Source organism: Bradyrhizobium sp. (assembly GCF_016462955.1).
GTDB lineage: Bacteria > Pseudomonadota > Alphaproteobacteria > Rhizobiales > Xanthobacteraceae > Bradyrhizobium.
Genome location: NZ_JAEMSD010000123.1, coordinates 1 through 7,994, shown reverse-complemented (window position 1 = coordinate 7,994; position 7,994 = coordinate 1). Strand labels below are relative to the sequence as shown.

5 protein-coding genes are annotated in these 7,994 nt (G+C 65.5%); 3 read left to right on the top strand and 2 right to left on the bottom strand.

Translation table 11 applies throughout. The features are described 5' to 3' along the window. Both JHD07_RS15185 and JHD07_RS15180 read left to right on the top strand, forming a co-directional pair. Nucleotides 1–510: NAD-binding protein (locus tag JHD07_RS15185; protein ID WP_291623525.1), on the top strand; the 510-nt coding region annotated here is incomplete at its 5' end. An 86-nt stretch (nt 511–596) separates the two neighbouring features. Beyond that, nucleotides 597–1,499 (top strand): DMT family transporter, encoded by a 903-nt coding sequence (locus JHD07_RS15180; RefSeq protein ID WP_291623523.1) that lies wholly within the window; start codon nt 597–599, stop codon nt 1,497–1,499. Between the two features lie 117 nt (nt 1,500–1,616). Here the strand turns inward: JHD07_RS15180 and JHD07_RS15175 are convergent, their stop codons facing one another. Both JHD07_RS15175 and JHD07_RS15170 read right to left on the bottom strand, forming a co-directional pair. Beyond that, nucleotides 1,617–2,975 carry a peptidoglycan DD-metalloendopeptidase family protein gene (locus JHD07_RS15175; protein WP_291623521.1) on the bottom strand — a complete coding sequence of 453 codons (1,359 nt, stop codon included), beginning with the start codon at nt 2,973–2,975 and terminating at the stop codon, nt 1,617–1,619. Nucleotides 2,976–3,086: 111 nt separating this feature from the next. Further along, nucleotides 3,087–3,776: a peroxiredoxin gene (locus JHD07_RS15170; RefSeq protein ID WP_291623519.1), complete on the bottom strand. Its 690-nt coding sequence runs from the start codon at nt 3,774–3,776 to the stop codon at nt 3,087–3,089. A 195-nt stretch (nt 3,777–3,971) separates the two neighbouring features. On the opposite strand from JHD07_RS15170, the gene JHD07_RS15165 reads away from it, so the two are divergent. Further along, a complete protein-coding gene (locus JHD07_RS15165) occupies nt 3,972–7,781 on the top strand; it encodes a DUF3971 domain-containing protein (protein WP_291623517.1) in 3,810 nt (1,269 codons plus the stop codon). Nucleotides 7,782–7,994 lie beyond the last annotated feature (213 nt).

Here is a 7,994-nt window from a genome sequence, read left to right as displayed (position 1 = left end):
ACCGGATTGCCGGACGCAGCCGCCGCCGGACAGCTGACGCTGCTCGCCGGCGCCGATGCGGCAGATCTCGAACGCGCGCGGCCGTACCTGACGCCGATCGGCTCGACCATTCGCCATTTCGGCCCGGTCGGCGCCGGCACGGTCTACAAGCTGATCAACAATCTGATGGGCGCGATCCAGATCGCCGGCCTTGCCGAGGGCCTCGCCATCGCCGAGCAGGCCGGGCTCGACATGAACCTGGTGCTGGAATCGATCCAGGCGGGTGTCGCCGCCAGCCCGCAGGTCGCGCGCCACTCCAAGCGCATGGTCGCCCGCGACTTTTCCGGGGCGACCTTTACCGCGGCGCTGCGGCACAAGGATGCGGCCTATGCGGTGAAGCTGGCCGAGAGCCTCTTGGCCGCCAAGCCGCTGGTCGCGCGCGCCGCCGTCGAGGCCTACGCGCAGGCGAAAGCTGCGATGCCTGACGATGATGAAGGCAGGATGATCGAGCTGGTGTCGCGGCGGAAATAAGCCGCACAGCTCTGTTGCGGAAATCGGGTGGTCACCCCAGTGGCTTCGCGTTAGGCGAAGGCTCTTGCCGCCAGATGTGAGACGTTATGCCTCCCGCCGATAACAGGATTGACGCACGCGACTGGTTGCTGTTGGGCTTCCTTTCGATCCTGTGGGGCGGCTCATTCTTTTTCAACAGCGCAGCCTTGAGGGAATTGCCGCCATTGACGCTGGTGCTGCTGCGAGTGGCGGTTGGTGCGGCCTTCCTTCTGCCGCTCCTGCGGCTTTATCGGATCAGCCTTCCCGGAGACGTCGCGAGTTGGCGCCCCTATGTGGCCATGGCGCTGCTCAACAACGTGTTGCCTTTCTCCATGATCGTGACGGCACAATTGTTCATTTCGAGCGGGCTGGCGTCGATCCTCAACGCTACCACACCCTTATTCACTGTCGTGGTAATGGCTGCAGTTGGAGAGGAGAGGCTGATAGCGCGTCGGGCGGTGGGTGTTGTCGTGGGCCTGATCGGCGTCATCATTCTGAAGGGGGCCGGGATCGAATTGCTGGCAGGTCAGGGAATCGGGATTCTGCTTTGCCTCGGTGCGGCCCTCAGCTACGGATTTGCGGCTTTGGTGGCACGGCGCTGGCTGTCGAAATCGCCACCGCTTGCGACGGCGACCTGTCAGTTGCTCGCATCGACGGTCATGATGACGGTGCTGGCCTTCGTGTTCGACCAGCCATGGCGCCTGGCGATGCCTGGCATGACGACCTGGCTCGCCGTGCTCGGCTCAGCTGGTCTCTCAACCGCGCTCGCGTATGTCGTCTTTTTCCAAGTCCTGCGGCGCTCGGGGGCAACCAACGTGACGCTGGTAACGCTCCTCCTTCCCGTGACTGCAATCCTGCTCGGCTATCTGGTCCTGGGTGAGTCGATTTCAGTGCGTGAGATTGCCGGCGCCCTGGTCATTGCTAGCGCGCTGCTCGTGATCGATGGGCGCGTATTGCGGCGCGTGGTGTAGGTTACTGGCGATCTGGCGCTTGCATTGAAGACACCAGCCTGAGGCAATGTTCAACGCAAAGGGGACCTAATGCTTCCCTTCGGGAGGATGTAGTGCGTCTGCGGCGCAATGCCGAAACTAACCCGCACTGAGCCGCACGCCGGCGCGCAGGAATTTCTGCGGGTCCACCGCTTCGCCTTCGATGCGGGTCTCGTAGTGCAGATGCGGGCCGGTCGAACGGCCGGTCGAGCCGACTAGCCCGATCACCTGGCCGATCTTCACGATCTCGCCGACTCTGACGTTGATCTCGGAGAGATGGCCGTAGCGGGTCGACAGCCCGTTGCCGTGATCGACCTCGACCATGCGGCCGTAGCCGCCGGACCAGCCGGCGGAAACCACCTTGCCGTAGGCGGTGACGCGGACGGGGTCGCCCGTGGCGGCGCGGAAGTCGAGCCCGGTATGCATTGCCGGCCGGCCCAGGAAAGGATCGCTGCGCACGCCGAAGCCGGAGGTGAACTCAACCTCGCCGATGACGGGCTTGCGGTAGGGCACCAGCGCCAGGGTGCGGTTGAGACGGTCCATCTCGGCGCGCGTTGTGTTGATGCGGTGCAATTGTTTTTCGAACGGTCCGGCATTGGCCGTCAGCTTGACGGGGACGAACGGGCCGCCCATCGCGCTGCGCGGCACGGCGGATTCGAGATGGGCAAGGTTCAAGCCGAGATCACTGACCACCCCGCGCATGCGCCGCATGCGCGAATCCATGCTTTCCTCGACGGCGCTGAGCGTTGCCATCTGGCGCCGCTCGACCTGGTCAAGCGAGTTGGTGAGCCGGACCAGCACGTTGTCGAAGCTCTGATTTCTGGCGAATTGGCTTGATGGCGCGGCCACCACGCTCGGCGCGCGCGATTCGAGGCGCGCTTCGCGATCCGGCGGCGCCACGAAGATGACGGTGTCGCTGATCGGCGACGGCTTCGGTGTGGTCTGGCCGGCCTCGCCGCGCTGCTGCGGGGCCGAGCGGGAGATCGAGCCGGTGACGTCGGGCATGGCCCCGAGCGCCGTCGCCCGGGACTCCAGCGCCGTCTGGCGCTTCATGATCTGGTCGAGCTTCTGGTCGAACTGTTCCTGGTCCAGCAGTTGCCGGCTGGTGGTGCGATCGACCTTGGCGCGCAGCTCGGCGATGCGGTCCTCATAGGCGTATTGCATCTCAGCCTGCCGGGCGATCAGCCGGGTCAGAACGTCGTCGCGGAAGGCAAAATAGGTGGCGGTCGCTGCCGACCACAGCCCGAGGAGCACCACGGTGCCGACCACGATCCAGAACACCACGGGCCCAAAGCGGACCTGCTTGCCGGCATGGACGATGGTGTAGGCGTCGTCGGTCGCGGGCAGGGCAATCGCGGTTGCAGCCGCCGCAACGGCCGGACGGCGCTGGAAGGCCCGGCCGTGGTCGTGGGGATGATGTTGGGGGTACTGCGAGTATTGGGCAGAACTTTTCGACATCGGCACTCCCGCGCCGGTCGGATGGGTTCCTTGCGGCTCAACTGCCGCCGCAATCTGGGCTCGTCATGGTTAATTTTTTGCAAAGGGGAAGGGACGAATTCGAGGGACTGGTTAAAGGCTCCTTGCTGCGTCCAGCACCTCGTCAGCATGGCCGTCGACCCTGACGTTGCTCCAGATTCGGGCCACCCTGCCGTCGGGTCCGACCAGCACCGTGGTACGAAGAATCCCCAGGAAGCGCTTGCCGTACATGGACTTTTCGCCCCAGGCGCCGTAGGCCTCGAGCATCTCATGCTGCTCGTCCGAGATGAGCGGGATTCCGAGCTTGTGTTTGTCGCGAAACTTCTCCTGGGCCTTTAACGGATCGGCGGAAATGCCGAGCACGGCGGTCCCGGCGGCCGCGAAGGCGTCGGCCAGACGGGTGAAGTCGATCGCCTCCTTGGTGCAGCCGGGGGTATCTGCCCGGGGATAAAAAAACAGGACCAGCTTTCGGCCGGCATAGTCGGCCAGCGTCAGCACGTCGCCTCCGTCGCGCGGCAGGCGGAAGGCGGGGGCCTTCTGTCCCTCGGCCAGGCCGGACTTCGCCGGAGCGGGCGGGGCGGACGATTTGGATGAATTTAACTGTTTCGATGCGGCCTTATGTGATCCTGCTTTTGCTATGGTCCGGGGTGATTTGCTTGCTGGTGTCCGCTGCGTTTTCGCGGCTCCTGTCTGAGCCGATGCCCGCGATTTTGCGGCCTTCTTTTTGGCAGTCGGATTGCCGGAGGACGTTTTGGACGATTTCTTTCGGGATTTCTTGGACATACGCCTTCCTTTCGACGCTTTCGGCGGGTCAACCGAAGCGGTATTGCAGCTCTCGTCCGGCGTGCCGGAATCGCGCCCTCGGCTGGGCAAATCTGACGGCGCCGGAGTATGGTTACAAGGAATTCCACACACTACCCCACTGCTCGTTGAACGCGCTCCCGGGGCGAAATGACGAACAGCAGGAATATTCGAGGTATGGCGGCCGTGCCGGCGCAGGGAGCTTCGCGTCCCGCGAACGGTTGCGGTCCCGGCGGCGCTCAATCCTACGACGGGCGCCTGTATCGAGAGGCAATGGCAAGGAATACGTCGCCCCAGGACTACAACCGGGATTTGGATCGGCGCAGCGGCCCATATGAGCCGCAGGAATGGGATGATGCCGACTGGGATCCCGATCAGGAAGCGGCGGCGGGCCATCGCGCACGCCGGCTGCTGGCGCGTTCCGGTTCGGGCCTTCATCGTTTCGGTTTCGGGTTCGGCGCGTTGCGCCGCCGAGTCGGTGGTGGCCGCTGGTTGAAGCGCACGGCCGGGGCCGTCGCCACCGTCGTCGTCATTTTCGTCGGCTGCTTCGGTGCGCTGTGGTGGCGGCTTGGCGCCGGTCCGATCAATCTGGACATCGCAACACCATGGCTGGCGGCGGCGATCGAGGAGAATATCGGCCACGGCAACACGGTTGAAATCGGCGGCACCCAGATCGAGCGCGCCGGCCGGATTCGCATCGCCGTCCGCATCCGTGACATCGTCGTTCGCGACCGCGATCAAGCCGTCGTCGCCAGCGCCCCGAAGGCCGAGGTGAAGCTGTCGGGCGCGGCCATTCTGATGGGGCACCTGCGTGCCGAGAGTCTCAATCTCGTCGACGCCGAGCTCGCCATCCGCATTGCGCCTGACGGCACCGTAACCGTGTCCGCCGGCGACACCGCAAAGCCGCTGGCGACCGGTGTTGCGTCCAAGAAGGACGCCGGCCTGCCGCCGACATTCCCGCGCAGCGGCGTTCCGCCGCCGCCATTCGCAACAGCGCCCGCGAGCCCGGATGCATCGCAGGCCGCGCCGCAGGCAGCCGCCGCACAGAGCGGCATCCTGCAGGGCCTCGACTGGCTCGATAGCCTGAGCATGACCGGCCTCGACGGTCAGAACCTCAACGAGATCGGCCTGAAGAACGGCAATCTGATCGTCGACGATCAGCAGCGTGGCAGCAAATGGTCGTTCGAGAACATCACGCTCAGCCTGCGCCGGCCGAGCCGCGGCGGCGTCGCGCTCAGCCTCGGCGAAGAAGGCGCGCGCCCGTGGATGCTGCGCGCCACGATCGGACCGGCCGAGAACGGCGTGCGCTCGGTCGACATCAAGGCCGACAAGGTCTCGACCTCCAACCTCCTGCTGGCGCTGCGGGTCAAGGATCTCACCTATACGGCCGACCTGCCGCTGACGGGCGAGCTCAAGGGTGAGCTCGGCCGCGACGGCGTCCCGACCTTCTTCCGCGGCAAGATCACGGCCGGGGCCGGCAACATCATCGACACCGACACGCCCGATTATCCTATGGCGATCGATTCCGCCGAGATCAATGTCGAGTGGGATGCCAACCGGCGAGTCCTGGTCGCACCGTTCAAGATTCTGTCCGGCGCGAACCGCCTGACCCTGCTGGCGCATCTCGAGCCGCCCAACGGCGCCACCAACGACTGGCAGCTCGGCTTTAGCGGCGGCTCGATCCTGCTCGGCGGCATCGACAACGAGCCGCCGCTCGTCTTCAACCGCATCGCGATCGGCGTCCGTTTCGACAGCGACCACAAGCGCATCCTGCTGACACAGGCCGACGTCTCCAATGGCGAGATCGGCGTCGCCGGCACCGGCGCCATCGACTATTCCGGCGAGCCGCGTCTCACGCTCGGCTTTGCGGGAACGCCGATGTCGGCCTCGGCCTTGAAGCGGATGTGGCCGACGCTGGTCGTCCCGGAATTGCGCGAATGGGTGATCGAACGGATCGAGCGTGGAACGCTCCAGCGCATCGAGATCGGCGTCAACTCGCCGACCAAGAACCTGCCGCGCAAGGGCCCGCCCATTCCGGACGACGGACTGTCCGTCAACATCGTGGCGAGCGGCGTCGCGGTCCGTCCGGTGGACGGGATGCCCGTGGTGCGCGATGCCGATCTCAGGGCGCGCGTGACAGGGCGCACTGCGACCGTGAACATCGGGCAGGGCGTTGCGGATACGCCCTCGGGCCGCAAGGTCACGATCTCCGACTTCGTGTTCGAGGTGCCCGACATGGCGCCGAAGCCGTCGCCGTCGCGGACCCGGTTCCGTGTCGACGGCCCGGTGCCCGCGGCCGCCGAAATGCTCGCCAATGATCGGCTGAGCGATCTGTCGGCGACAGTCGTCGATCCCAACACCAGCAAGGGGACGTTCTCGGCGACCATCCAGCTCGGCATGCCGGTCAAGGGCGAGCTGACAAAGGCCGACACCAGCTACGCCGTCGCCGCCGACCTCAACGGCTTTGCCGCCGACAAGCTGGTGATGAACCAGAAGCTGGAGGCCAACAACCTCAAGATTGCAGCCAACAACCAGGGCTATCAGGTCAAGGGCGACGTCAAGATCAACGGCCAGGCAGCCGTGCTCGACTATCGCAAGCCGGCCGAGGGCGACGCGGACGTCAGATTGCAGGCGACGCTGGACGATGCCAGCCGCGCCCGGCTCGGCTTCGATCTCAGCCCCGCCGTCAGCGGATCGCTGCCGATCAAGCTGTCGGGCAAGATCGCGAGCGGCGCGGAGCAGACCACCAGGCTCGGCGTCGAGGCCGATCTGACCGCGGTCAGGCTCGACAACATCCTCCCCGGCTGGGTCAAGCTGCCGGGCAAGTCCGGCAAGGCCAGCTTCAAGGTGGTGCCGACGGCACAGTCGACGCGGTTCGAGGACATCGTGATCGAGGGCGGCGGCGCCTCGATCAAGGGCTCGCTCGAAGTCGATGCGAACGGCGACCTCCTGAATGCGAATTTCCCGACCTACGCGCCGTCCGACGGCGACAAAGCCTCGCTCAAAGTGGAGCGCAGCCAGGACGGTGTGGTGCGCGGCACCATGCGCGGCGACGTGTTCGACGGCCGAGGTTTCCTGAAGTCGGCGATCTCAGGTCATTCCAAGGACGACAAGAGCAAGTTGAAGAACGTTGATTTCGACATCGACGTCAAGCTTGGCGCCGTCGCCGGATTCAACGGCGAGTCCATGCGCAGCCTCGATGCCAAGATGTCGAAACGCAACGGCGCGGTGAAAGCCCTGACGCTGAGCGGCAAGATCGGCCGCGACACGCCGGTGGCAGCCGATCTGCGCGGCGGCCGCGCCCAGGGCAACCGCGAGGTGATCTACCTCCAGACCAACGATGCCGGCGCGCTGCTGCGCTTCACCGACACCTACACCAAGGCCGTCGGCGGCCAGATGGTGGTGGCGATGGAGCCGCCATCTTCGGAGCCGAACACCGTGCGTGAAGGCCTCATCAGCGTGCGCGACTTCACGGTCAAGGGCGAGGCGCAGCTCGAGCGCGTGGCTGCGGGTGCCCCCAACGGTACCGGCAACGGTGTCTCCTTCAGCGCGCTGCGCGCCGAGTTCACCCGGCAGAACGGCGCGCTCACCATCCGCGACGGCGTAGTCAAGGGCCCGATGATCGGCGCCACCATCGAAGGCTCGATCGACTATCCCGGCAACCAGGTCTGCATGAGCGGCACCTTCGTGCCGATGTACGGCGTCAACAACATCTTTGGCCAGATCCCGCTGTTCGGCATCTTCCTCGGCGGCGGCAACAACGAGGGGCTGATCGGCGTGACCTACGAGGTAGTCGGCACGCCGGCGGCGCCCGTGATGCGCGTCAACCCGATCTCGGCGATGGCGCCGGGCCTATTCCGCAAGATATTCGAATTCAACACCGGCAAGCAGAATTCGCCGTTCGACGAATTCCCCTCGCAGTCGAACGAGGGCTCGACCGGGTCGACGCGCCAGCTGTCGAGCGGCTGCACCCTCGCGCGGCGGTAGCGGCGACCCGCCGACCATTCTTGAGCGGCCAGATTCGATGGCGACCACAGAGCAAGTGCGCTCCCTCTCCCGCTTGCGGGCAGGGCAATCGCATATGGGGGGATTTCGCCTGTGGCCATCCTTCGAGAGCCTCCGGCGGGCCCTCAGGATGAGGATCGATTGTGTCGCGCCAGTTTCAACGTGCACCGATGCTGCTTAGCCTCACCCTGAGGG

Excerpts from the sequence above, each read along its gene's own strand:
- JHD07_RS15165 (WP_291623517.1), top strand. The coding sequence starts at position 3,972 with ATGGCGGCCGTGCCGGCGCAGGGAGCTTCGCGTCCCGCGAACGGTTGC.
- JHD07_RS15180 (WP_291623523.1), top strand. The coding sequence starts at position 597 with ATGCCTCCCGCCGATAACAGGATTGACGCACGCGACTGGTTGCTGTTG.
- JHD07_RS15175 (WP_291623521.1), bottom strand. The coding sequence starts at position 2,975 with ATGTCGAAAAGTTCTGCCCAATACTCGCAGTACCCCCAACATCATCCC.
- JHD07_RS15170 (WP_291623519.1), bottom strand. The coding sequence starts at position 3,776 with ATGTCCAAGAAATCCCGAAAGAAATCGTCCAAAACGTCCTCCGGCAAT.